Source organism: Paenibacillus ihumii, assembly GCF_001403875.1.
Taxonomy (GTDB): Bacteria; Bacillota; Bacilli; order Paenibacillales; family Paenibacillaceae; genus Fontibacillus; species Fontibacillus ihumii.
On sequence record NZ_LN884299.1, the window covers coordinates 1,547,134 to 1,570,785 of the forward strand.

A 23,652-nucleotide genomic window follows, 5' to 3' on the forward strand; every position below is an offset into this window, starting at 1 on the left:
AGACTCGTCGCCATATACGAATGTACGCCCGCTGAAGGCTCGTCGCCATATACGAATGTACGCCCGCTGAAGGCTCGTCGCCATATACGAATGTACGCCCGCTGAAGGCTCGTCGCCATATACGAATGTACGCCCGCTGAAGGCTCGTCGCCATATATGGATGTACGCTCGCTGAAGACTCGTCGCTCTAATTACGAAGCATAGTAAGAGGCTGTCCCAAGAGTAAACTTTAAAACACCCTCACCAGCAACATAGGATAGTATTCGTAAAGAACCAAGGAGCTAAGCGGTTGTTCTCGCTTAGCTCTTTGGTTTTTGTTATCGACGGCACTTCTCTCAAGCAGATTGTAGGCAAGGGAAACACCCGACCTCCAGACTTACTTTTTTGGTAAGCCTCACAGCAGGAACCTTCGAAGCTCCGGTTGTCTTCATAGCGCCAAACACAGGCTCCGGCTCAATCATGCACCTTACGGCTGCGCTGACGCTGCGGGGAGTCAGCGCAACTTTTAAAGGCTGGAGCGCCGGGGCGCTGCATGAAAACTTTTTATGTATAGTTGGTGTGACCAAGCACGTTTTTTACCGTCGGTTGCGATGATGTGACCAGGCCGCCGGTTGCGATGGTGCGACCAAGCACGCTTTCTACCGCCGGTTGCAAAGGATGTGACCAAACATGCTCCCCACCCCCTTTACGTCGAGCACGAAATCGCGGATTTCACATTCTAAATGGATTTATAGTAGTTAGTTTCCGCGGTAAAGAATGGAAAGCAGATTTAAATGGATTTCATGTCGTTAGAATAAGGGAATTGCCTATCATGGGCGGGATTCTTGATTTTAGGTGCATGAAATCCATCTAATCTATTGAACTATTCGCTCAGAGCATAATTAGATACATGAATTCCATTTAGCGTTAAGAGTTCATAGCCTATATAACATAAGCCAAACAAGAATGGGCTTCTAGTGTCCCGAGTTCGACATCTTATGTTAGAGTTCAAAAGCTTATGTCAGAGTTCGACAGCTAATAATAGCTTATACAAGATAGAAAGAACGGGGCAGGCAAGGGGGAAATTGATTCCGCAATAATTGTCCCGCAATAATTGATCCCGCAGAAACGGATTCCGGCAAACCGATTCCGGCAAACCGATAGCTAGACGGATAGCTATCTAAAAGAAAGGGGGCCCCCCTCAGTCATCTAGATGACTGAGGGGACAGCCCCTTCTGTCTAGAAGGGCTACGTGCCCGGGTATTTTTTTTGTTATAATTGGGCTGCGAGAGTTTAAACCAACGATTGGAGCGATTTCGATGATTTTGCATAAAGGAGAGATCTTATTTCGCCAGGGTGATGACGGAAAGTTTCTCTACCATATAAAGAGCGGACTTTTCAAGGTAACGCGGCTTCATGAGAACGGAAATGTAGTTCTGTTCAATATACTATATCCCGGGGAAACGGTGCCGCATCATTCGCTGATCTCCCCCAAGGAAATCCATGGCACGGCAATAGCACTTATTCGCAGCGAAGTAGAGATTATCTCGGCCCAGGAGTGGTACCGCGAGCTGGAAGAGAATCCGCAGAAGCCGCTGGAAGTCGCACGGCTGCTTCAGGAGAAGGTCCGCTTTATGCAGGAGCGTATTGATCACCTTACGGTAGGCACCCCCTCCGAGCGGCTGGAGCTTCTCCAGAAATGGCTCAGCCATCATGCAAACGGCGTGCCTTTGACGGACTACCTGACACAGGAGGAGATCGGCCAACTGATCGGGATCCGGCGCGAAACGGTCAATCGGCTTCTGCGCGGTCAGCATTCGTAAGTCGCCTGAAGGCAGGGCACACCGAACAAGAAGGTCTCACCGAACAACCGGACACAGAAAGGCCTCACCGGACATTGCCGGGCTAAGCTTGCGATAGAGCTAGCTGTCCAGGCTGCCGGCCGGACCGAAGAATTCATAATGGATATTCGCTTCAGGCACATTCATTTCATGCAAGGCTTGATTAATCGTCCGCATGAACGGCACCGGCCCGCAGAAATAGAAGTCGGACGCCGAAGGCGCAACCGCCGAGAGCCAAGCGGTGTCGATATAGCCGCATTTATCGCATTTGTCTTCATCGGCTGCCGCCTCGTAAACCGTGTAGCATTTCAGGCGAGGAGATTTGGCGGCGAGCTCTCCTACATATTCCTTCATAATGTGGTACTCCTTGCTGCGAGCAGCGTGGATATAGACGATGTCGCGCTCGGAATGCTGCAGCAGCGTTTCCAGCATGCTGATCATCGGCGTGAGGCCTACACCGCCGCTAATAAGAGTGACGGGCGTCTTGAGGCTTTGATCCAGCGTAAATACGCCTGCCGGTGCGCTAAGCTCAAGAATGCCGCCTTCTTGGACGTGCTCATGCAAATAGGTGGACACGATGCCTGCAGGCCGATCGGCACCGCCATCCTCGCGCTTGACGGTAATGCGGTAGTATTCAGCTCCGGGAGCCGTGGACAGGCTGTAATGGCGAAGGTGAGTGAACTCCTGGCCCTCCGGTTTGACCCTTACGGTAATGTATTGGCCGGGCTCGTAAGAAGCGATCGCCTTGCCGTCCTCCGGAACGAGGTAGTAGGAGGCCGCCTCCGGGGTTTCCTGTATCCTCCGTTGGACAACAAAGCGGCGGAAGCCGCGCCATCCCCCGGGCTGCTGCTCGGACTCCTTGTACATGTCTGCTTCAACGCTGATAAACACATCTGCAATGACCCCGTAAGCCTTGCCCCACGCTTCGATGATCTCCTCGGTAGCCGCATCGCCCAGTACGGATTTGATCGCGGCCAGCAGGTTCTCTCCAACGATTGGATAATGCTCCGGAAGAATGCCCAGCGCGCGATGCTTATGGGCGATGCCGCGAACGACAGGCAGGATTCGTTCGAGGGCATCGATATTCGCGGCAGCGGCGTATACCGCATTGGCCAGCGCCGTCGGCTGCTTGCCCTGGCGCTGGTTCGCATGGTTGAAAACATTCAGCAGCTCAGGGTGGTTTCTGAACATCGTCTCGTAAAATGTGCGGGTTATCGTCTCCCCATGAACCTCCAGCACGGGCACAGTGGATTTAATCACTTCAATTGTCCGGGAATCTAGCATAACAGTACCCTCTTTCCAATTGTATTGTCGTTTCAAACTTCCTTCCCAGTATAGAGCGGCATTTAGGGTGGAAAGGTGATTTTCGTCACAGGAAAATGTCCTAAAATGTGAACGAATCGCCAAATGCAATGATTTTCGTCACAGGAAGGAGAGGAAGAAACATTATTCCTGAGGCAAGCTGTTTAGTCATCATTGCTGCTGTGTTATAATATAAATAGGTACAAAACCAAAAAAGAAAGGATCAGGATACCATGGGTTCCCGAAGGACGAAATCCCTAAGGACGATTTGGAAACGTTGTGATCTCTCTTACACTTAGCTTCTTTTCGTAGTGGACGCCGGTGAAGACCAACCACCCTACGAAGGAAGCGTGGAATAATGCGAAGGATGAGCTCCTCAACAACCTTCTTCGTAGGGTGCTGCCGCAAGGTAGACCAAACTACGATAAGAGGGATTGGAAATGGGGAAAAGAGTAAACTGGCAAGCCTTCGGCTTGCAGGTGACAATGCTGCTGTTGGGTACGTTTTTATTAGCTTTTACGTATTATCATATTAATTTTCAGAATGGCTTGGCCGAAGGCGGATTCGTGGGCCTGGCGCTGCTGGGCAAATATTTGTTTGATTGGCCGCCCGCCTTGAGCATGATCCTGCTGGATATTCCGGTACTGGTCGCTGCCGTGTTCCTGAAAGGACGCAAGTTCATTGCAAATACGTTATTTGCATCACTGGCATTCTCGGCATTCTATGAGCTGTGCGAGCAGTTCTCGCCGCTGACCTTGAATTTGCAGGGCAATCTGCCCATGGCTGCGCTTCTGTCAGGCGTGTTCACGGGAATCGGCGCGGGGGTCGTGCTGCGCGTAGGCGGAGCCACAGGCGGGGACGACATGCTGTCGCTGATGATCAGCGAACGATCCGGCCTGAAGATCGGGACGGTCTTCATCCTGATGGATGCCCTCGTACTGGGCATATCTTTAATATATTTGCCATTCACGGAAACGGTATTCACGATCATGGCCGTGCTGATTGCCGGCAAGACGATCACCTGGACCGTAAATTGCGGGAAGCAGGATGCTGCCCCGGCTCTCCGTGTGCCATATGCAGTCAAAGAGAAAACAGCTCGGGCCTGACGGCTCGGCTGTTTTTTTTGTGCCCGGAAGGGGACTGATAAATCAGCAGCCCCGAAAGCGTTAGATCGCTGATCGGGGCTGCTGGCATCATGTATTTAGGGCTGGCTGTCGTCCGGGTGGTTGTCATTCCATTCATGTGCTTTGGCCGTAGCGATGGCGATGGCCTTGCCCTCCTCAAGCAGGGCATTGGCGATCTCGATCGCTTTGCTGCGTACGCGCGCATTCAGATTTTTCATGGATACCGGGTAATTCTGCTCGTCCCAAGGCATGGATGATCTCCTCCTTGTAAGGGTAATAGATCTCTGCTAAGGTAATAAATCTCCCTTGTATTCTCTTATTCATTACCCTGAGCAAGGTGCTCGTTAACGCAATCCGTTATTCATCGTCCTTAGCCGGGCTGGGCTCTTCGAATAAGTAGCGGTATTCCCCGTAGCCTTCCTTCTCAAGATCCTCCTTGGCGACGAATCGCAATGCCGCCGAATTGATGCAATAGCGCAGTCCGGTTGGCCCCGGACCGTTATCGAACACATGCCCGAGATGGGAGTCGCCCTCGCGGCTGCGGACCTCGGTGCGGATCATGCAGTGGCTCGTATCCAGCTTCTCCTTGATGCTGTATGATCGCAAAGGGCGCGTGAAGCTCGGCCAGCCGCAGCCGGCATCGTATTTATCCTTGGAGCTGAACAGCGGCTCGCCGGATACGATATCCACATAAATTCCTTCGCCCTCGTGATCCCAGTATTCGCCGGTGAAGGGTCTTTCCGTGCCGTTGTTCTGCGTCACCTCGTACTGGATCGGCGTCAGCCGCCGTTTCAGCTCCTCCTTATCGGCCGGGCCGGACCAATGGCGCTCGATGAAGTCCTCCCGCCCCGAGCCCTGCCGGTATCTTCGGTAATGGGCGGGGTTCTTCCTGTGGTACTGCTGATGATATTCCTCAGCCGGGTAGAACGGCGCAGCCGGGAGAATAGCCGTCACGATCGGACTAGCGAATCTGCCGCTCTGCTCCAGCTCCAGCTTGGAAGCTTCCGCTTCCTTGCGCTGCTCCTCCGTATGGTAGAAAATCGCGGTTCGGTACGAATCCCCCCGGTCATGGAACTGACCGCCCTCATCGGTCGGGTCGATCTGCTGCCAGAACAGCTCCAGCAGCTTCCGGTACGGAAACACGGAGGAGTCAAAAGTAATCTGTACCGCTTCATAATGTCCGGTTTGATTGGAGCATACCTCTTCGTAGGTAGGATTTACCGTATGGCCGCCCGTATAGCCGGAGACGATACCGTAAATGCCGGGCAGCTCCTCGAAAGGCGAAACCATACACCAGAAGCAGCCACCGGCAAAAGTAGCCAGCTCTCTGTTTGACGTTGGTGTTGTACTCATCATGAACTCCTTTCGTTTCCTTTTAAATTGTATTATATCTTTTTTTGCCGAAATCCCCAAACCCATAGCACAAGCAGCAGAACCACAAAATAGGAAACAGCTATAATCGCGGCGAGCAGCGGCCGTTCCTCCACAGTTGAGCCTACGTAAGCGTAAATATAGACCGCAGGCAGCTTGCCGACAAGGGAGCCGAGAATAAAATGGAAAAAGGACAGGCCGGTAGCGCCCGCATAAATGTTCACTGCCGTCTGGGGCAGAATCGGGATCAAACGGCAAATGGCAATGGTACGGAAGGGCCGGTTGGCCGAGAATTGGGTCAGCCGTTCCAATCGCTCGTAGCGGGCCAGCCAGCGTTCGGCGGACTCCCGGAACAGCGCCGCTCCTCCATAGACGATGGCTCCGGCTAGCGTAGAGCCGATTAAGATAATCGTCCCGCCGCCCAAGGTACCCATCACGTAGCCGGCCGCAGCGACTACGATTTTATAGGGCATGACTGGGAACAGAGCAAGCAGCGTGGCAAGCGCCAGCAGCAGCCAGACCGGAGGCGTTCCTTGAATCCACGCCGCAAGCTCGTGGCGGTATATGAAAGTCAGCGCAAATAATGCGGCATAAAGTACGGCAGCAGACCATTTTTTCATGAGACGGCCCTCTCTTTCTTTTTGTATCATACCAGAGAAGCGGGCGGGTTAGAACAAGGGGCAGGCTTCATGCTTCACCTTATGATTAAAAATATACCTGTTTTGGCGGCGCGCATGATTTACTATACTCAATAGGAAAACGACTATATGTATGCACTCTTTCTTCATAGAAGCCCGCTGGTAGACGTTTTTCTCATAAACTATGGCGCTAGCTTTAAGAGCATGCTATAATGTTCACATTATTAGATGTATGGTTCCCAAAGGGGAGTAGCTGTAACAGTAAAGTCGTCATTACGGGATCAATGTCCCCGGCTTTATTGACAACATTTCTATGTTGTTGGCGAGACCTTTGCCCGAACGTGTATTGGGTGAAGGTTTTTTTGATGCTTAAAGCGTCGTGCCCGATACCGGCACGGCGTTTTTTTTGCTGGGACAAGTCATCGCTTAGACAAAGAAGGGAGAGGCAAAATGGACTTTACTTCGCTTGATTTCTGGACCGCGCTGATGTCCATCGTACTGATTGACCTTGTGCTTGCTGGCGATAACGCCATCGTGATCGGGCTGGCGGCACGCAACGTGCAGAAGGAGGACCAGAAGAAAGTCATCCTTTGGGGAACTGTGGGAGCGATTATCGTTCGCGTCATCATGACCCTGCTTGTATTGCAATTGCTCACCATTCCGGGGCTTCGCCTGATCGGCGGCCTGATGCTGCTGTATATTGCCTACAAGTTGCTGGTCGACGAGAAGGATCATGAAATCAATGCAGGCAGCCAAATGTGGGCGGCAATCCGGACGATCATCATCGCGGATACGATGATGGGACTGGACAACGTGCTGGCCGTCGCTGGCGCGGCGCATGGGGATTTCACACTGGTCGTCATCGGCCTGGCGATCTCCATTCCGATTATGGTCTGGGGAAGCACGCTGATTCTGAAGCTTACGGACCGCTTCCCGGTCGTCATCACGATCGGTGCCGCCGTGCTTGCATGGACAGCCGCCAAAATGCTCGTCCAGGAGCCGATGGTTGCAGCCTGGTTTGCCAACGCCTGGGTCAAATACGGATTTGAAATCATTTGCATCCTGATCATCGTAGCGCTGGGAACCTACGTGAAGAAGAACCAGGAGAAGAAGCGTCAAATCGAACAGACTCTGAAGCAGGGCAATTCTCCAGTATAACAAGCGAACGCCGCTTTGTCGTAGGACAAGGCGGCGTTTCTTCGTTTAATCAGCCGTTGCTGCGGGCCTTCTGGCGAAATTCCTTGGGCGACATGCCATAGCGCTTGCGAAAAATGCGGTGGAAGTAATTGTAATTCGGAAAGCCCGAACTTTCCGCGACATGCTCCAGGGATAAAGGGCTGTAAATGATGCGCTCGCGCGCCATATTCATGCGGATCTCCAGCGTATACTGAATAATGCTCGTGCCAAAGGCTTGCTTAAACAGGAATACCGCCCGCGAGACGCTGATGCCGACATGGGAAGCAGCGTCCTCCAGCTTGAAAGGGGAGGAGGCATTTTCCTCAATATAGTTTTTGATGCGGTGGGCAAGATAGGTCTGATGAGACGGAGCCTGATGCTCCTGCAGGTTGCGGTCGATATCCAGGCACAAAATTTTAAGGTAATACTCGGCGATTTCCGGGGAAGGATTGGAAATCCTGCGCTGCTCCAGCATGATCTGCCGAAAGGCTCCGACAAAGCCCTCGGACAGCGTCACTTTGAACTTTTGCGGCCGCTTCTTATGTTGCCACCATCGCTCCACCCACTCGCCAGCCAGGAAAATATGATAGTCGGCGCTGTCCACCGTATACTCTCCGGATGGATTCTGCTCGGCTTCGATTTTCAGCTCATAGGGCTCATCGGGAGCAAAGAGCAGCAGATCGCCGGCCTCCAGCAGCTCAAGCCGGCCGTTGATACGGCTTCGGCACCGGCCGGCTGTCTGGAGGCGAATCAGGAAATGACCCAATCCGTCATCATTGGACATATGGAACGGCTTGCGGTGAAGCGAGTAGCCTGCCGTCAGTATTTGCAAGTCATCATGAAGTCTCATACGTTGTCCTCCATTGCTTCATTAAAAATAATGAGCAGATTGTTCATGTCTCAATCATATTATTCATTTTAAATTGGAACCGAATTAATTACTATGTTAATAGAGTGACGGCAAAACAACAATAACGCTTCTGGGGGTAACTCTAACATGACAGCCATGAGCATTGGAATTATCGGATGTGGCAACATCAGCCCGGCCTATTTGAATTACTTGAAGGACAGCAGCGTCGTCCAGGTGACGGCACTTGCCGATTTGCTGCCGGAGAAGGCGAAGGATCGGGCTAAGGAATACGGTATTGAACGTGTATACACAGTAGAAGAAATGCTGCAGTCTCCGGATATTGACATTATTCTTAACCTCACGATCCCGGCCTCCCATGCCGCGATCAATATTGCCGCTCTGGATCACGGCAAGCATGTGTACGCAGAGAAGCCGCTGTCGATTTCGCTGGAGGATGCCAGACGCACGCTCGAGCTTGCTGAAGCCAAGCAGCTGAGGGTAGGCTGCGCTCCCGACACATTTCTGGGAACAGGACTGGAGACGAGCCGCAAGGCGATTCAGGAAGGGCGGATCGGGCGGCCGGTAGCGGCTGCGGCGTTCATGATGGGCGCGGGGCCGGAAGGGTGGCACCCGAATCCGGATTTCTTCTATGAAGAAGGCGGCGGGCCGATGTTCGATATGGGGCCTTACTATTTGACGGCGCTCGTCAATTTGCTCGGTCCGATTACTCGGATCAGCAGCTCGGCGCAAAGCTTGCTCCCAGAGCGTATTGTGAAATCCGGACCGCGGGCAGGCACCCGCATTCCCGTGCACACGCCGACGCATCTTAGCGGGACGCTTGACTTTGCGGACGGAGCGGTCGGCACCTTGATCACGAGCTTTGACATTCCCGGGGGCAGCACGCTGCCTCGCATTGAAATATACGGGACGGAGGGTTCTTTGCTCGTGCCCGATCCGAACTGCTTCGACGGTGAAGTGAAGCTTCGCAGGCATGATCAAGAGGATTGGAGCATCGTTCCGCCTGCTTTTGCGGGAAGAAGCGATAATGAGAGAGGCAAGGGGATTGAGGATATGGCCCGGGCCATTCTGGAGAACCGGGAGCATCGGGCCAGCGGCAAGCTGGCATACCATGTACTCGAAGCGATGCACGCATTCCTCGCTTCCTCCAGGGAAGGGAGACATATTCATCTGGACAGCGCCTCGTCGCTGCAGCTGGCATCAGCTTATCGCATAGCCGATCAAGCGCTGCTCGTATAGGATGGCCGGGGATTTTCAATTCATTTAATTTCTATGAGGTGAGGACATGGCACAATTAGGAATGCAGCTGTACACGGTTAGGGACCATTTGGAGAAGGATTTTGAAGGCACGCTGCGCAAGGTAGCCGGGCTCGGCTATCAAGGCGTTGAATTTGCCGGCTATTACGGACGCACGCCCGGGCAGGTAGCGGAAATATTGAAGGAGACGGGGCTGAAGGTCATCGGGGCCCATACGCCTTACGACCGCCTGCGCAATGCGCTTGACGAGGAAATAGCGTTCAACAAGGCGATTGGCAACCGTTATCTTATTTTCCCTTACCTGGCGGAGGATGAGCGCGACCGCTGGGCCGAGGTGATTGAGGATTTGCAAGCGATCGGCAAGCGCTCCGCCGCCTCTGGACTTACGCTTCTCTATCACAATCACGAGTTCGAGCTGACCGAAACGCTGGACGGCGAGCCGGTGCTGGATGCGATTTATGGGCGCGTCGCTCCCGAGCTGCTTCAGGTTGAACTGGACTCCTGCTGGGTATCCTATGCAGGCTTCGATCCGCTGGCGTACATAGCGAAGTACAGCGGCAGGATCCCTTTGCTGCACTTGAAGGATATGATCAAGAAAGAGGACGGTTCGGCGGAAACGGTTGAGCTGGGACGGGGAATCGTCGACATCAAGGCGATCGCGGATGCGGCTTGCGAGGACGGAGTCGAATGGATCATCGTGGAGCAGGACTACTGCGCGGGCGATTCGCTGGACAGTGTTGCGGCAAGCATGGAATGGATCAAAGGTTATGTTCAAGAGGGAGGAAAAATCAATGTCTAAAAAAACGTTAAAGGTAGCTATCGTCGGCTGTGGAGGAATCGCCAACGGCAAGCATTTGCCAAGCTTGGCGAAGCTGTCTGAGGTTCAGTTGGTCGCATTCTGCGATATTGTTGAAGAGCGGGCTCAAAAGGCTGCGGCGGAATACGGCGCGGAAGGCGCTAAGGTATTCACGGATTACCGCGAGCTGCTGAAGGAGGAGCTGGATGCGGTTCATGTCTGCACACCGAATGATTCGCACGCCGAGATTACGGTTGCTGCACTGGAGTCCGGCAAGCATGTCATGTGCGAGAAGCCGATGGCCAAGACGGCGGAGCAGGCGCGCCAAATGCTGGATGCTGCCAAGCGGACCGGGAAGAAGCTGAGCATTGCCTACCAGAACCGTTTCCGCAGCGACAGCTTGTATTTGAAGCAGCTGTGCGAGGACGGGGAGCTCGGCGATATTTACTTCGGGAAAGCGCTGGCTATTCGCCGCCGCGCTGTGCCGACATGGGGCGTGTTTCTGGATGAGGAGAAGCAGGGCGGGGGCCCGTTGATCGACATCGGCACGCATGCGCTTGATTTGACGCTGTGGCTGATGGACAACTACGAGCCGAAGAGCGTGACGGGCTCGGTATTCCACAAGCTGGGCAGCCGCGAAAATGCAGCGAATGCCTTCGGCCCATGGAATCCGGAGGAATTCAAGGTAGAGGATTCAGCGTTCGGCTTCATTACGATGAAGAACGGCGCCACGATCATGCTGGAGTCCAGCTGGGCGCTCAACGTGGTGGAGACGGGCGAAGCAAAGACGCTGCTCTGCGGCACGGAAGGCGGAGCAGATATGAAGGACGGCCTGCGGATCAACGGCGAGAAGCTGAGCAGGCTGTACGAGACGAAGATCGATCTCGGGGCCGGCGGCGTTGCATTCTTCGACGGCGAGGAAGAGAGCGATTCCGTCCGCGAGGCGAGAAACTGGGTCGAGGCAATTCTGGAGGATAAGGAGCCGCTCGTCAAGCCGGAGCAAGCGCTTGTTGTTACGGAGATTTTGGAGGCCATCTATACCTCCGCAAGAACCGGCAAGACGGTTTATTTTGACTAATTATAAAAAAATTAAGGAGGATCATCCATGAAACTAGGGGTATTTCTCGTTCTGTTTGGCGATCGTTCATTGGAGGAGGCATTAGATACAGCGGCGGCGCAGGGGCTGAAGGCCGTCGAAATCGGTACGGGCGGCAATCCCGGCAATGCCCACTGCAATCCGGATGTGCTGCTTGAAGACAAGGCGGCCCTGGAGCGCTTCAAGAAGGCGGTCGAATCGCGGGGAATGATCATCAGCGCATTGAGCTGCCACGGCAACCCGCTTCATCCGCAAAAGGCGATTGCCAAGGAGTTCCATGATGCGTTCGTCAAGACGGTACAGCTGGCGGAGCGGCTGGAGGTTCCGGTCGTCAATACGTTCTCCGGGTGCCCGGGCGACCATGAGGATGCAAAATATCCGAACTGGCCGGTAGCTCCATGGCCGAACGATTATCAGGAAATATTGGCCTGGCAATGGGAGAATAAGGTGATCCCTTACTGGACGGAGTGGGGAAAATACGCATCTGAGCGGAATGTGAAGATCGGCTTGGAGCTTCATGGCGGATTCTCTGTTCATACACCGGCCACTTTGCTGCGGCTGCGCGAGGCGGCAGGCGAGGTGATCGGCGCGAACCTGGATCCAAGCCATATGTGGTGGCAGGGCATCGATCCGGTGCAGGCGATTTCCATTCTGGGCCGGGCGGGAGCGATCCACCATTTCCATGCGAAGGACACCTCGGTTGATCCGATCAACGTCAACATGCACGGAATCACGGATATGCAGCCGTATACGGCGATGATGGACCGGGCGTGGCAGTTCCGGACGGTAGGATACGGGCATGACCTCAAGACATGGAGCGATATTGTCAGCGCTCTTCGCCTGGTCGGTTACGACTACGTCATCAGCATCGAGCACGAGGACGGATTGATGTCTGTCGAGGAGGGCTTCACCAAGGCGGTACGCAATTTGCAGGGAATCATTATCGAGGATTCTGCCGCCGATATGTGGTGGGTATAATTGGTTTGCGAAGCAGTATAATAGAAATAGCGGCTACCGCCTCGGTAGCCGTTTTTTGTTAGAGGGCAGGGAAGACGGATCGAAGCCCGGCCGGATTGGAACTTAAAGCGGATTCACTCTCGGCTTCTTTTGGAGTATAATCGAATATTATCCCAGTGTTCACTGCAGATAAAATATGTTAAGGTGGAATATATACTAACTAAACGTAAGTTTTTGGGCTTTATAAGTCCACTCGGGTAGAGAGGTGAAGTGCAATGGAAGATGCTTATACTACGCTATGCCCCCGGTTTGAGTCGGCTTTCTCGATCCTGGGCAAGCGCTGGAACGGATTGATCATCCGTTCGTTGATGAGCGGACCGAAACGGTTCAAGGATATTTCAAATTTGATTCCGTCGATGAGTGATAAAATGCTGTCCGAACGCATGAAGGATCTGGAGAATGAAGGGATCCTCGTACGGCATGTATATCCGGAGACGCCGGTGAGAATAGAGTACGAGCTGACGGAAAAAGGACTCGCATTAGAACCGGTCATGAGCGAGGTTCAATGCTGGGCCGAGAAATGGATCGACTAGACTCGTGCCGTTATCTGTGACGGATCGGCACGAATAATAAAGAAAGTGGGTGTACTTGTGGCTGAGGTCATTGTGATCGGAGCAGGGCCAGCGGGAGCCAGCGCAGCCTTGTTCCTGGCAAAGGCAGGGAAGGAGACCCTTGTTCTTGACAGCAATACAAGCATGACGAAACGGGCATGGATCGAGAATCATTACGGAGCCAAAGGCATATCCGGCCCGGAGCTTCTGCAAATTGGACGTGAACAGGCAGAGAAGTTCGGGGCCAAATTCATCGAAGAGAAGGTAACGGCCATTGACACCAATGGAGGTTCGAAGGTGACCGTCAAGACGGAGTCCGGCCGCAGCTTTGAAGCATCTCATATTATCCTGGCTACAGGCGTGCTGACGGATTTGGCCAGTTCTATCGGGCTGGAGCTGAAGGACGGCACGGAGCCGCGGATCAAGACGGTGATCCAAACGGACGGCGCCGGCAGAACGAGCAAGCCGCGGATCTGGGCAGCCGGAACGGCTGCCGGAGTAAGCGTTCACACTATTATTACCGCCGGCGATGGAGCTAAGGTAGCCATAGAATTAATCAGCGAGCTGAATGGCGAACGCTATGTGGATCATGATATATTAAAAAATGAATAACGAAGTTATATGCTATTGTCTATAATACGGGCTGCCCTGGTGAGGGGGCCTTTTTTTCGTTAGGGGAATAATACTCTCCATTCCTTTATCCATTTTTTCATAGAAATGATCTATTTCATGTGACTGCAATCACAAAAGGCCGAGGGCAGCGTCGGTACGATGTTGGTATATCGGTTGTATGCTCTATTATATGTGCGAAGATGCCGCTTGCTCCCATTTAATGTTTGAGAACTGCAAACGAGTCCGGTATGCTAGAAAGAGAAACCTCGATTTGGCATTTACGGAAAGCAGGTGCAGTCATGAACTACAAATCCGGTTTGATTCCAATAATGATCGCAATCACCGCTCTGCTTGGCACCGCCTGTGCAGCACAGCCTGCGGAAGAGCCGCCGGTTCAGGTGGAACAGGAGCAGCAAGAACAGGATGACCTTACTTTAAAAATCGACGGCAGCACGTTAATTCCCGATGTAACGAGCAGCCTTCATTTCGACTATATGGAAGGAATTACGGTCCGGCAGGCATTGGAGAGCAGCCAGCCGATCCGGCTCACGAACGAAGGCAAGGGGATATTGTCCGTGGGAGACGTTGCGCTCGACTCCACTTTGGAGTGGGGCGTCAAGCTGAACAAGGAGGATTTAAAGCCTGAGAAATGGAATACGAAGCTGAAGAAAGGCGACGTAATCCTCGTCTATGTCAAGACGGTGGACAGCGAAGGGGATCTTGCGGAACAGGGAGCGCTTATTTTAACCGTGAATAACGGTCTTATGGGCGGAGAGCGGTTATATTTCGTAAAGCGTTATGAAGATAATATTACGGTAAGGGATCTGCTGAGAATGAGCGGCATCGTCAAGCTCAATGTGAACAACAAGCAGATCATTGCCGTGAACGGGCATCAACCGGGCATGCATGAGAAATGGATATTGAAGGTGAATCACAAGGTGCTTATGGAGAACGGATTGGAAATGCGCCTGAGGCCGCATGACAACGTACAGCTGGAGCTTATTCGAATGTGATCCGATTTCTGCATTCCCCCATTTCGCGAAGGCACAGCTAAAATTACAGCAGGGTGATCTTCGCGAAATGCTTTTTACAAGCGGGAAGGCAAAAAAAATGTGACAAAACTTGTGATATTATTCACATTTAATGTGAATTAAATCACAATAAGATTAAAATTTTAATTATATAATTACAGCATGAAGTGAAAAAATGAACGCTCAAGTTAAGAAGGAGGCATTCCTTGATATGAATAATCATAAACCGAAGCTGGTCGTCATTGGAAACGGGATGGCGGGGATCAGCACAGTGGAACAAATTCTCAAGCTGACGACGCAATTTGAAATTACGGTATTCGGCAGCGAGCCGCATCCGAATTACAACCGGATCATGCTCTCCTACGTTCTGGAAGGAAGCAAGACGATCGATGATATCGTGCTTAATGATTGGCAATGGTATGCCGATCACGGTATCACGCTGCATACGGGAACCAAAGTCGTTGAAATCAACGAATTAAGCAAGGAAGTGGTCACGGAGCAGGGGATTCGGGTGCCTTATGATAAGGTCATCATCGCTACAGGATCCAATTCGTTCATCCTCCCCATTCCAGGCAGCGACAAGCAGGGCGTTATCGGCTTCCGGGACATTGCGGACTGCAACGAGATGCTGGAGGCCGCGAAGAAATATAAGAAGGCGGCTGTCATCGGCGGGGGGCTGCTGGGACTGGAGGCTGCCAAAGGGCTTGTGCAGTTGGGCATGGACGTTACCGTCGTCCATTTGATGGAGGATCTGATGGAGCGGCAGCTCGACCATCAGGCCGCGCTTATGCTGCGGGCAGAGCTGGAGCGCCAGGGCATCAAGTTCAAAATGCAGGCGCAAACCGTAGAACTGCTTGGCGATGAGCGGGTGAGCGGCCTCCGCTTCGCCGACGATACCGTGCTGGAAGCGCAGTTTGTCGTTATGGCCGTGGGCATCAAGCCGAACGTCGAGGTGGCCCGCAACAGCGGCATTGCAGTGAATCGCGGCATTATCGTCAACGACTACATGCAGACTTCGATGAAGGATGTATATTCGGTGGGCGAATGCAATGAGCACCGGGGCGTATGCTACGGTCTTGTGGCTCCGCTCTTCGAGCAAGGGATGGTTCTTGCCAAGCATATTTGCGGGGTGGAGACGGCTCCGTATGAGGGCTCCATCGTATCGACCAAATTGAAGATATCAGGCGTGGACGTATTCTCGACCGGGGAATTCATCGACGGTCCCGAGCATACGGTCATCGCCAGCAAGGATGATTGGAAACGGACGTACAAGAAGATTCTGCTGAAAGATGGCGTCATGGTCGGTGCTGTACTTTATGGGGATATTAGCGATTCGGCGGAGCTGCAAAAGCTGATCAAGCAAAAAGCGGCCATGACTGACGAACTGTACAATACGCTGATGGGCTCGGGCTGCTGCGGCGGCGGAGCGAAGAAGCAGACCTCGGTCGAGACGATGGCCGACGACGAGATCGTATGCGGCTGCAATGGGGTAACGAAAGGCAATATCATCGATGCGGTTACGAGCCAGGGCTTGACGACCGTTGACGAGATCAAGGCCTGCACCGGGGCGACCCGTTCATGCGGAGGCTGCAAGCCGGTCGTTGAGCAAATTCTGCAATATGTGCTGGGAGACGGGTTCACAACCGCAGCTAAGCAAGGCATTTGCGGCTGTACGACGCTGGGGCGCGACGAGATTGTCGCCGAGATCAAAGCCAAAGGGCTGCAGACGACCAAAGAGGTCATGCATGTTCTCGGCTGGAGTCAGCCGGAAGGCTGCTCGAAATGCCGTCCTGCACTCAATTACTACCTTGGCATGATCTATCCGGATACCCATGAGGACGAGAAGGAATCACGCTTCGTGAATGAACGGATGAATGCCAACATCCAGAAGGACGGGACCTATACGGTCGTGCCGCGGATGTACGGAGGTGTGACGACGCCGGAGGATTTGAAGAAGATCGCCGATGTCTCGCTGAAATATGATGTTAAAGTGGTCAAAGTGACTGGAGGCCAGCGTCTGGATTTGATCGGCGTGAAGAAGGAAGACCTGCCGAAGGTGTGGGAGGAGCTTGGCATGCCGTCGGGCTATGCTTACGCGAAATCGCTCCGCACAGTGAAGACATGCGTAGGCTCGCAGTTCTGCCGCTTCGGCACCCAGGATTCGATGGGCATGGGAGCGCTGCTGGAACGCAAGTTCGAGCGGATCGACTATCCGGCGAAATTTAAAATGGCTGTCAACGGCTGCCCGCGCAACTGTGCGGAGGCCTGTACCAAGGATATCGGCATCGTCGGCAACGACGGAGGCTGGGAAATCTTTATTGGCGGCAACGGGGGCATCAAAGCGCGCTTGGCGGATTCGCTCTGCAAGGTTAAGACCGATGAAGAGCTGATTGAGGTATGCGGCGCGGTGATCCAATACTACCGGGAGACGGGCAATTATTTGGAGAGAACCTCGGAATGGGTGGAGAGAATGGGGCTTCCGCAAATCAAGGCCGCGGTCGTCGACGATCTGGATCATCGCCGGGCGCTGGTAGAGCGTGTTGAATTTGCCTTGAAGCAGGCGGAGGAGCCGTGGAGCAAAATGCTGAACGACCACGACAGCCGCAGCAAAATGTTTCATAGCGTGGAAATGAAGGGCTAAATGAACCGAAAGGAGAGTATGGATATGGGAACACAGCAGGTGACTATGCATTATGTAGGCACGCTGGAGCTGTTTTTGAAGCAAATCGGGCGGGTTGTGGAATTAAACGGTGAGGAGGTCGCCGTGTTCCGCGACTCCGGCGACCGGCTGTACGCGGTGGAGAACAGAAATCCTCACCCGAAGGGCGGACCGCTTGCCGAGGGCATCGTGTCCGGCCATTATTTATACGACCCGCTGTATGACTGGAAGATCGACCTGACTACGGGGCTGGTGCAGGCCCCGGATACCGGGCAGGTAAAGGTGTATCCGGTGAAGGTGGAGGACGGCAGCGTCTGGATCGGCGCATAGATCCTCCGCTGCATCTAAAGAGAAAATAACTGTAAAGAAAGATGGGAGCAAAGGGGAGGAATCTGTTTATGTATACGCAAAATCTAGAGGCGATCATTGAAGCGGCAGTCAAGAAAAGAGACGCGATGCGGGAGAGCCTGCCGCGGTACATCGTATCCGCACTGCTCGCCGGCGCTTATGTGGGACTCGGGATCATTCTCATATTTAGCCTGGGGGCACCGCTGGCCAAAGCGGAATCCCCCATTCAATCGCTCGTCATGGGCGCATCCTTCGGAATTGCGCTCACCCTGGTCGTATTTGCTGGCTCCGAGCTGTTTACAGGCAACAATATGTTCTTCACCGTCAGCACGCTGGCCAAGCGGACGACGCCGGGCGATGCGCTGAAGAACTGGATGATCGTGTTCCTCGGCAACCTCGCGGGGGCAGTAGCGTTAAGCCTGCTCATTGTCGGCTCCGGCTTGTTCAAGGCAGCAGGCCCGGAGCATCTGATCTTTGCCGCATCCGCCAAGAAGATGGCGGCACCGGTGTCCGAGCTGTTTTTTCGCGGCATATTGTGCAATTGGCTCGTTTGTCTGGCGCTATGGATGGCGAACCGGGCCAAGGACGACATCTCCAAGCTGGTGCTGATCTGGTGGTGCCTCTTTGCCTTCATTGCCAGCGGCTATGAGCATAGCGTCGCGAATATGACCCTGCTCAGCCTCTCCGTCCTGCTGCCGAACCATCCGGAAACTATTACGCTCGCCGGATGGCTGCACAACATGATTCCTGTAACGTTAGGGAATATGGTGGGCGGCATCGTATTCGTAGGCATGGCTTATTGGTTCATCTCCCCTGTGCGCAGCAAAAGCGGCCTATCGAAATGATGCAGCTGCTCAATCTTTAAGGCGCCTTTCCAGCCGATCGCGGCCGGAAGGCGTTTTTTTTCGTCTGGGTCAACCGTAGGATGCTCTGTTGCTGAAGTCCATAGAAATGTCTCCTCTAATAGTGGATTTGTCATCCTTACAGGCCGGAAGGCTTATTTTATAATGAGGATGCAAACGAAAAACCACTTATTTTTTTAGGGAGGTCAAACAGTGAGAAAAAGTCTGATCATGATGCTGAGTCTTATTTTCGTAGCAAGCGCTTTGCTGGCAGGCTGTGGAAAAGGCGACAACTCACCCGGAACGAGCAACACGGGCTCGAGTGGCGGGAACACGTCGCAAGGCACTAAAGTAGAGCCGTTTGAGCTGAAAATGCGCCACATCGAAATCGGGGAGCCGAACAAAAATCGCTTGGCTCGCTTGGAGGCCGTGAAGAAGAAGATTGAAGAGCAGGTTCCTGGTTTGACGATCAAGCTGGACGGTGTAGACAGCGAGGTTAACCGGAAAGACAAGCTCAGAAGTGAAATGGCCGCAGGAAATCCTCCTGATATTTTCGATGCCTTCGGCAGCCCGGATATCGGCGTTTACGCCAAAGAAGGCTTAGTACTCGACATCGGTCCGATTCTGGATGAATTGAATTTGAGAGAGCGGTTCATCAACCTTGATCCTTGGACGTATGATGGAAAGATCTACGGCCTGCCAAAGGGCGGTTCGATCGAAGGATATTTCTATAACAAAGAATACTTTGCTGCCAAAGGGCTGGAAATTCCAAAATCTCTGGCTGAATTGGAAGCGATTGCCGAGAAGGTAAAGGCTGACGGTAAAGTTCCATTTGCCATAGGCTCCAAGGATGCATGGGTACCACTCATGACTACGAATAACCTCTGGGCGTACTATGCGGGACCAGATTTCACGGCCGGATTCAAGACCGGGGAATCGAAATGGAATGATCCGAAAATGGTCGAGGCAGTTAGCAAGCACCAAGAGTGGGTGAAGAAGGGCTACTTCAAGAAGGGCGAGCTTGGCATCGATTACAACAGCCAGCGCAACCAGCTGCTGACGGATGAAGCTGTCATGATGTATGACGGTTCATGGGCATCCTCCGTGTTCAACGATGCAGTGGGCGCAGACGGCAAGAGCAAGTTCGGATTCTTCGTAATGCCTCCGCTGAATGAAGGAGACGGCCTGAGCTCGATGGTTGACTCGAACAATGGTTATGCATTCTCCGCGAAGGTAGCGGATGATCCGCAGAAACTGGAAGCGGTTAAAACGTTCATTAAGACGTTCTTCAGCGATGAAATTCAATTGCAAAGCCTGAGTGAAGATGGATTGCTGCCTTCCATGATTCTGAGCGAGGAAGACCTGCAAGCCAATGCGAATAATGAGCTGATCAAAGAAATCATTCTGGGTATGAATGAATTGGAATACAAATGGCCAGCATTCGATGCGTTGGTGCAAGCTGAAGTCAATACCGAGCTTGGCAGCGGAATCCACCGCGTGATTGAAGGAGTACAAGATCCTAAAGATATGCTGGATGCATTGCAAAAAGTGCAAGATGAAGCGAATGCAGCTGGAGAATAAGAGGTAAATTGACATGTGGAGCACCCCAGGCTAATCCAGGTGGTGCTCCTTTTCACAGCATAGCCGCTTTGCAACTATGTCAAAAGCTGGAGGGTATTTATGAATAGGGCGATGAGAAATCCGCTGATGTATACGTTGTTTCTGATTCCGACCTTTATCGGTATCATTTTATTTTTCATATATCCCGTAATCAATGCCACCTTTTTTAGCTTTACGGATTGGAACGGGATTGCCAAAACGTATAACTTCACCGGGTTTGCAAATTACATGAAAGCCATGGGCCAGAAGGAGTTCTGGATTTCGGTCAGAAATAACGGCTTCTTCATTCTGTTTTCAGTGTTCATTCAAGTTCCACTGATTATCCTGTTCTCGCTCTTAATCGCGAACGTCAAAAAGCTGAAAGGACTGTACAAAACGGCTGTATTTATGCCTTCCGTCATGTCGACGGCGGTCATCGGTATTTTGTGGGGCTTCATTTACGAGCCGGATATCGGGCTGTTCAACAATGTGCTCGGCCTGTTCGGCATCGATAAGGTTTATTGGCTGTCGGATCGCAGCTGGGCGATGCTTTCTATCCTGATCACCAATGCCTGGCAGTGGACAGGATTCTATATCGTCATGGTGCTAGCCGCAATCATATCCATTCCGAAGGAGCTGGACGAGGCGGCGATGATAGACGGGGCGACCGGATTCCAGCGGGCCATGCGGATCACCATGCCGCTCATTATGCCAATTGTGTCGGTCGTCATCATGCTATCAATCGCCGGAGCCATGAAGGCGGCGGACATCATTATCGTCATGACCAAGGGCGGACCTGCCGGCTCCACCGAGGTGATGGCCACTTATATGCTGAAGCATTCCATCACCAGCTTTAAGTACGGATACGGGAACAGCATTGCGGTCTTGATCTTTATTTTCACACTTATCATTACTGCGCTTTATCAAGTCCTTGTAGTGAGAAGAACGGAAAGGATCGAATATTGATGACAAAAAAACTCAAGGGCAGCTTGGCTCATATCCTGTTGATGATTTATTTGCTGGTTATTTTATATCCGTTTTTGTTCGTGGTGTTCTCGTCGGTGAAGACCGACAACCTGGCGATTGCCCAAAATCCCTTCGGCTTTCCGAAGGAATTCCAATGGTCGAACTATGTGGAAGCGTGGGTTAATGCAAAAATCAGCACTTATTTTCTGAATAGCTTGTACATCGCCGTCCTCGCCGCGGTAGCCACGATTATCATGGCCTCCATGGCGTCCTTCGCACTGACCCGGATGCGGTTCACGAAGGTGAGTCCGCTGCTGTATCAGATTATTATTCTCGGCATTCTTATCCCGGGCAACGCCTTGCTGCTGCCGATATACAACCTGATGCGCACGACCAACCTGCTTGATACGCACTGGGCGCTGCTTATTCCTTATGCGGCGAATTCCATCCCGTTCTCGGTCGTTATATTGACCGCCTTCATGAAGTCGCTGCCGAGCGAGATCGAGGAGGCTGCCGTCGTGGACGGGCTGAGATCACCAGGGATCTTCGCCAGAGTCGTGATGCCGCTTACGGTCCCGGCGCTCGTTACCGTCTTTATCGTTAACTTCCTTGGCAACTGGAACGAATTTTTGCTTGCCAATTACTTTCTGTCCGAAGACACGCTCAAGACGCTGCCGGTGGGGATGGTAGGCTTCCGCGACGCCTTCAACATCAACTATGCGCAAATGTCGGCGGGGATCGTCTACAGCGTCGTTCCGGTCATGGTGATTTATGCGATTCTGCAGGAGAAGATCATTGAAGGTTTGACGGCCGGAGGCGTTAAAGGATAGATTAACAGTAGAACGGTAACTACGAAATGGGGTAATGCTCTGTGGATATCAAGGCGCTGCTCATCGATGACGAGCCTCTTATACTCAATCATTTGAAAAATGCGATTCCCTGGAACGAGCTGCAGATCGAGCTTGTCGGAACAGCTCGAAATGGCATAAAGGGGCTGGAGCTGGTTATGGAATTCGAGCCGGACATCATTCTGTGCGACATCCGGATGCCGCTGATGGACGGTCTGGAATTTCTCCGGGAGATTCGCAGGCTCGATTATGAGACCGAGATTATCATGCTGACCGGGTATCAGGAATTCGAATACGCCCGGCTGGCACTGAAGCACGGAGTGAAGGATTATATACTGAAGCCGATCAATTATACGGAGCTGGAAGCGGCGATCGGCAAGCTTGCGGACGAGGTGCGCTCCCGCCGATCGGAGAAGCGCTTCGCGGAACGGAAGCTGAAGAAGATGATCGGGCTGGCGCAGGAGAAAATGATGTTCGACGTGCTGATGGGATTTGCTGACGATGTTCCAAGGTATTGGGCAGCGGAGGGAGAGCCGGGCAGCGAGCTGCGCTATGCGATGTTCCTGGTCGATCTGGACGGCTACGCGCAGCGTACCGTGTCCTGGACGGAGCAGGAGCGCAAACTGTGGAACTTCGCGGTGCGCAATGTGCTGCAGGAGGCTATTCCGGACCGGGAGCCTCATGAATATGTCGTCGTCCAAATGCGGCAAGGGGAATGGTGCGTATTGCTTCAGCTTGAGCGCTCGCGCCATGCCGCCTCTTCGGAGCAGATGAATGAATGGGCCCGGGCGATTCAGCGAGCGGTCAAGGAGCATATCAAGCTGACGGTCAGCCTGGCCTGGGATCAGGGTCCGCTTGAGATTGGGGGGCTGTCCCAGACCTATATGAGGCTGCAGCGCGCATTGATGCTCCATCCCGACTATGAGAAGCTGCTGCCGAAGGATCCCCTGGCACGCGATGCTGCGGCGGTGTCCGAATGGCAGCTTGTCGAGGAGATTACCTCGGGCTTGAAAATGTATGACAAATTGAAGGTGGAGCAGGGGCTTGAGCGTCTAAGAGCCAGCCTGCCGCATATTTCAGAGCATTCGGTGCTGGGCATCGAGAAATTTCTGCAGTACAGCATCATCCACCTGCTGCGGGAAATGCGCGAGCTTGATTTTATGAACTCGCAGGAAGAGGGGAAGATGTGGCAGCATTTGCAGCACAGCCATAGCGTGAAGGATCTGCTCAATGTTATCACGGAGCTGGAGAGCCATATCAAGGAGCTGGAAATCAACAAGAAGTCCAGCGAGCTGCTGATGATCTCGGCCGGGGAATATATTCAGCGCAATTTAAGTACGGATATTGGGGTCGACGACATTGCGAATTACCTGAATATAAGCTCGAGTTATTTCAGCCACTTGTTCAAGAATCATTACGGGGAGACATTCGTTGAGCATTTGCGGAAGCAGCGCATGGAGCTTGCCAAGACCATGCTGCGCCTGACTTCCCGCAGCGTAACCGAGATCGGCGCTCTGGTCGGCTACAGCGACCGGCGTTATTTCTCCAAGGTGTTCCAGCGCTATACCGGCGTGACGCCAACCGAGTACCGGGAGCAGGAAGAACAGCCGGGGAGCGGTGATGGACCAAATCATGCGCAAGGTGCGGAAAATAGCAAACAGCAAATTTAAGCCGCGTGAGGACAGCCTTGCGCCAAACGATAAGCAACCTCCTCCCGGTCCGAGATGAGGT

At 52.9% G+C, this 23,652-nt stretch carries 22 protein-coding genes; 17 read left to right on the top strand and 5 right to left on the bottom strand.

The features are described 5' to 3' along the window. Positions 1 to 1,298 precede the first annotated feature (1,298 nt). Positions 1,299 to 1,802: a Crp/Fnr family transcriptional regulator gene (locus BN2762_RS14395; protein WP_055107631.1), complete on the top strand. Its 504-nt coding sequence runs from the start codon at positions 1,299 to 1,301 to the stop codon at positions 1,800 to 1,802. Positions 1,803 to 1,901: 99 nt separating this feature from the next. Here BN2762_RS14395 and hmpA read toward each other — a convergent pair whose 3' ends face one another. Further along, complete coding sequence (gene hmpA / locus BN2762_RS14400; protein ID WP_055107632.1) at positions 1,902 to 3,104, bottom strand: NO-inducible flavohemoprotein; 1,203 nt, start codon at positions 3,102 to 3,104, stop codon at positions 1,902 to 1,904. A gap of 458 nt (positions 3,105 to 3,562) precedes the next feature. Here hmpA and BN2762_RS14405 point away from each other — a divergent pair, with 458 nt between their 5' ends. Next, on the top strand, positions 3,563 to 4,228 hold the full coding sequence (locus BN2762_RS14405) for a YitT family protein (protein ID WP_055107633.1): 666 nt from the start codon (positions 3,563 to 3,565) through the stop codon (positions 4,226 to 4,228). A gap of 95 nt (positions 4,229 to 4,323) precedes the next feature. On the opposite strand, the gene BN2762_RS27310 is transcribed toward BN2762_RS14405, so the two are convergent. The 3 genes from BN2762_RS27310 to BN2762_RS14415 form a co-directional block, all read right to left on the bottom strand. Further along, positions 4,324 to 4,497 (bottom strand): DUF2188 domain-containing protein, encoded by a 174-nt coding sequence (locus tag BN2762_RS27310; protein WP_187386528.1) that lies wholly within the window; start codon positions 4,495 to 4,497, stop codon positions 4,324 to 4,326. Between the two features lie 106 nt (positions 4,498 to 4,603). After that, entirely contained in the window at positions 4,604 to 5,599 is a 996-nt protein-coding gene (msrA, locus tag BN2762_RS14410) for a peptide-methionine (S)-S-oxide reductase MsrA (RefSeq protein ID WP_055107634.1), read from the bottom strand. Between the two features lie 32 nt (positions 5,600 to 5,631). After that, positions 5,632 to 6,237, bottom strand: coding sequence for a TVP38/TMEM64 family protein (locus BN2762_RS14415; RefSeq protein ID WP_055107635.1), 606 nt, complete (start codon positions 6,235 to 6,237; stop codon positions 5,632 to 5,634). Positions 6,238 to 6,705: 468 nt separating this feature from the next. Between BN2762_RS14415 and BN2762_RS14420 the strand changes: the two genes are divergently transcribed. After that, positions 6,706 to 7,413, top strand: a complete 708-nt coding sequence (locus tag BN2762_RS14420) for a TerC family protein (protein ID WP_055107636.1) — start codon at positions 6,706 to 6,708, stop codon at positions 7,411 to 7,413. A gap of 49 nt (positions 7,414 to 7,462) precedes the next feature. Here the strand turns inward: BN2762_RS14420 and BN2762_RS14425 are convergent, their stop codons facing one another. After that, positions 7,463 to 8,281 (bottom strand): AraC family transcriptional regulator, encoded by an 819-nt coding sequence (locus BN2762_RS14425; protein WP_055107637.1) that lies wholly within the window; start codon positions 8,279 to 8,281, stop codon positions 7,463 to 7,465. A gap of 147 nt (positions 8,282 to 8,428) precedes the next feature. On the opposite strand from BN2762_RS14425, the gene BN2762_RS14430 reads away from it, so the two are divergent. The 14 genes from BN2762_RS14430 (at position 8,429) to BN2762_RS14495 (ending at position 23,591) form a co-directional block, all read left to right on the top strand. After that, complete coding sequence (locus BN2762_RS14430) at positions 8,429 to 9,538, top strand: Gfo/Idh/MocA family protein (RefSeq protein WP_055107638.1); 1,110 nt, start codon at positions 8,429 to 8,431, stop codon at positions 9,536 to 9,538. 46 nt (positions 9,539 to 9,584) lie between these two features. After that, complete coding sequence (locus BN2762_RS14435) at positions 9,585 to 10,355, top strand: sugar phosphate isomerase/epimerase family protein (protein ID WP_055107639.1); 771 nt, start codon at positions 9,585 to 9,587, stop codon at positions 10,353 to 10,355. Next, complete coding sequence (locus BN2762_RS14440; protein WP_055107640.1) at positions 10,348 to 11,430, top strand: Gfo/Idh/MocA family protein; 1,083 nt, start codon at positions 10,348 to 10,350, stop codon at positions 11,428 to 11,430. The genes BN2762_RS14435 and BN2762_RS14440 overlap by 8 nt, the downstream gene beginning before the upstream one ends. Positions 11,431 to 11,457: 27 nt before the next feature. Next, positions 11,458 to 12,426: a sugar phosphate isomerase/epimerase family protein gene (locus BN2762_RS14445; protein ID WP_055107641.1), complete on the top strand. Its 969-nt coding sequence runs from the start codon at positions 11,458 to 11,460 to the stop codon at positions 12,424 to 12,426. A gap of 254 nt (positions 12,427 to 12,680) precedes the next feature. Beyond that, a complete protein-coding gene (locus BN2762_RS14450; RefSeq protein ID WP_055107642.1) occupies positions 12,681 to 12,998 on the top strand; it encodes a winged helix-turn-helix transcriptional regulator in 318 nt (105 codons plus the stop codon). 57 nt (positions 12,999 to 13,055) lie between these two features. Next, positions 13,056 to 13,628 carry an FAD-dependent oxidoreductase gene (locus BN2762_RS14455; protein ID WP_055107643.1) on the top strand — a complete coding sequence of 191 codons (573 nt, stop codon included), beginning with the start codon at positions 13,056 to 13,058 and terminating at the stop codon, positions 13,626 to 13,628. Between the two features lie 299 nt (positions 13,629 to 13,927). Further along, a complete protein-coding gene (locus BN2762_RS14460; RefSeq protein WP_055107644.1) occupies positions 13,928 to 14,641 on the top strand; it encodes a hypothetical protein in 714 nt (237 codons plus the stop codon). A 229-nt stretch (positions 14,642 to 14,870) separates the two neighbouring features. Next, positions 14,871 to 17,300 (top strand): nitrite reductase large subunit NirB, encoded by a 2,430-nt coding sequence (gene nirB, locus BN2762_RS14465; RefSeq protein WP_055107645.1) that lies wholly within the window; start codon positions 14,871 to 14,873, stop codon positions 17,298 to 17,300. Between the two features lie 24 nt (positions 17,301 to 17,324). After that, complete coding sequence (gene nirD / locus BN2762_RS14470; RefSeq protein ID WP_187386529.1) at positions 17,325 to 17,648, top strand: nitrite reductase small subunit NirD; 324 nt, start codon at positions 17,325 to 17,327, stop codon at positions 17,646 to 17,648. Positions 17,649 to 17,716: 68 nt separating this feature from the next. Next, a complete protein-coding gene (locus BN2762_RS14475) occupies positions 17,717 to 18,511 on the top strand; it encodes a formate/nitrite transporter family protein (protein WP_055107646.1) in 795 nt (264 codons plus the stop codon). A gap of 210 nt (positions 18,512 to 18,721) precedes the next feature. Next, complete coding sequence (locus BN2762_RS14480; protein WP_187386530.1) at positions 18,722 to 20,089, top strand: ABC transporter substrate-binding protein; 1,368 nt, start codon at positions 18,722 to 18,724, stop codon at positions 20,087 to 20,089. A gap of 99 nt (positions 20,090 to 20,188) precedes the next feature. Continuing rightward, positions 20,189 to 21,073 (top strand): carbohydrate ABC transporter permease, encoded by an 885-nt coding sequence (locus BN2762_RS14485; protein ID WP_055107647.1) that lies wholly within the window; start codon positions 20,189 to 20,191, stop codon positions 21,071 to 21,073. Beyond that, entirely contained in the window at positions 21,073 to 21,903 is an 831-nt protein-coding gene (locus BN2762_RS14490; RefSeq protein ID WP_055107648.1) for a carbohydrate ABC transporter permease, read from the top strand. Before BN2762_RS14485 ends, BN2762_RS14490 begins: the two co-directional genes overlap by 1 nt. Before the next feature lie 41 nt (positions 21,904 to 21,944). Then, positions 21,945 to 23,591 carry a response regulator gene (locus BN2762_RS14495; RefSeq protein WP_055107649.1) on the top strand — a complete coding sequence of 549 codons (1,647 nt, stop codon included), beginning with the start codon at positions 21,945 to 21,947 and terminating at the stop codon, positions 23,589 to 23,591. The last annotated feature ends 61 nt before the right edge of the window (positions 23,592 to 23,652 follow it).

Coding starts and splice junctions, on each gene's coding strand:
- BN2762_RS14395 (WP_055107631.1), top strand. CDS start 1,299: ATGATTTTGCATAAAGGAGAGATCTTATTTCGCCAGGGTGATGACGGA.
- hmpA (WP_055107632.1), bottom strand. CDS start 3,104: ATGCTAGATTCCCGGACAATTGAAGTGATTAAATCCACTGTGCCCGTG.
- BN2762_RS14405 (WP_055107633.1), top strand. CDS start 3,563: ATGGGGAAAAGAGTAAACTGGCAAGCCTTCGGCTTGCAGGTGACAATG.
- BN2762_RS27310 (WP_187386528.1), bottom strand. CDS start 4,497: ATGCCTTGGGACGAGCAGAATTACCCGGTATCCATGAAAAATCTGAAT.
- msrA (WP_055107634.1), bottom strand. CDS start 5,599: ATGAGTACAACACCAACGTCAAACAGAGAGCTGGCTACTTTTGCCGGT.
- BN2762_RS14415 (WP_055107635.1), bottom strand. CDS start 6,237: ATGAAAAAATGGTCTGCTGCCGTACTTTATGCCGCATTATTTGCGCTG.
- BN2762_RS14420 (WP_055107636.1), top strand. CDS start 6,706: ATGGACTTTACTTCGCTTGATTTCTGGACCGCGCTGATGTCCATCGTA.
- BN2762_RS14425 (WP_055107637.1), bottom strand. CDS start 8,281: ATGAGACTTCATGATGACTTGCAAATACTGACGGCAGGCTACTCGCTT.
- BN2762_RS14430 (WP_055107638.1), top strand. CDS start 8,429: ATGACAGCCATGAGCATTGGAATTATCGGATGTGGCAACATCAGCCCG.
- BN2762_RS14435 (WP_055107639.1), top strand. CDS start 9,585: ATGGCACAATTAGGAATGCAGCTGTACACGGTTAGGGACCATTTGGAG.
- BN2762_RS14440 (WP_055107640.1), top strand. CDS start 10,348: ATGTCTAAAAAAACGTTAAAGGTAGCTATCGTCGGCTGTGGAGGAATC.
- BN2762_RS14445 (WP_055107641.1), top strand. CDS start 11,458: ATGAAACTAGGGGTATTTCTCGTTCTGTTTGGCGATCGTTCATTGGAG.
- BN2762_RS14450 (WP_055107642.1), top strand. CDS start 12,681: ATGGAAGATGCTTATACTACGCTATGCCCCCGGTTTGAGTCGGCTTTC.
- BN2762_RS14460 (WP_055107644.1), top strand. CDS start 13,928: ATGAACTACAAATCCGGTTTGATTCCAATAATGATCGCAATCACCGCT.
- nirB (WP_055107645.1), top strand. CDS start 14,871: ATGAATAATCATAAACCGAAGCTGGTCGTCATTGGAAACGGGATGGCG.
- nirD (WP_187386529.1), top strand. CDS start 17,325: ATGGGAACACAGCAGGTGACTATGCATTATGTAGGCACGCTGGAGCTG.
- BN2762_RS14475 (WP_055107646.1), top strand. CDS start 17,717: ATGTATACGCAAAATCTAGAGGCGATCATTGAAGCGGCAGTCAAGAAA.
- BN2762_RS14485 (WP_055107647.1), top strand. CDS start 20,189: ATGAATAGGGCGATGAGAAATCCGCTGATGTATACGTTGTTTCTGATT.
- BN2762_RS14490 (WP_055107648.1), top strand. CDS start 21,073: ATGACAAAAAAACTCAAGGGCAGCTTGGCTCATATCCTGTTGATGATT.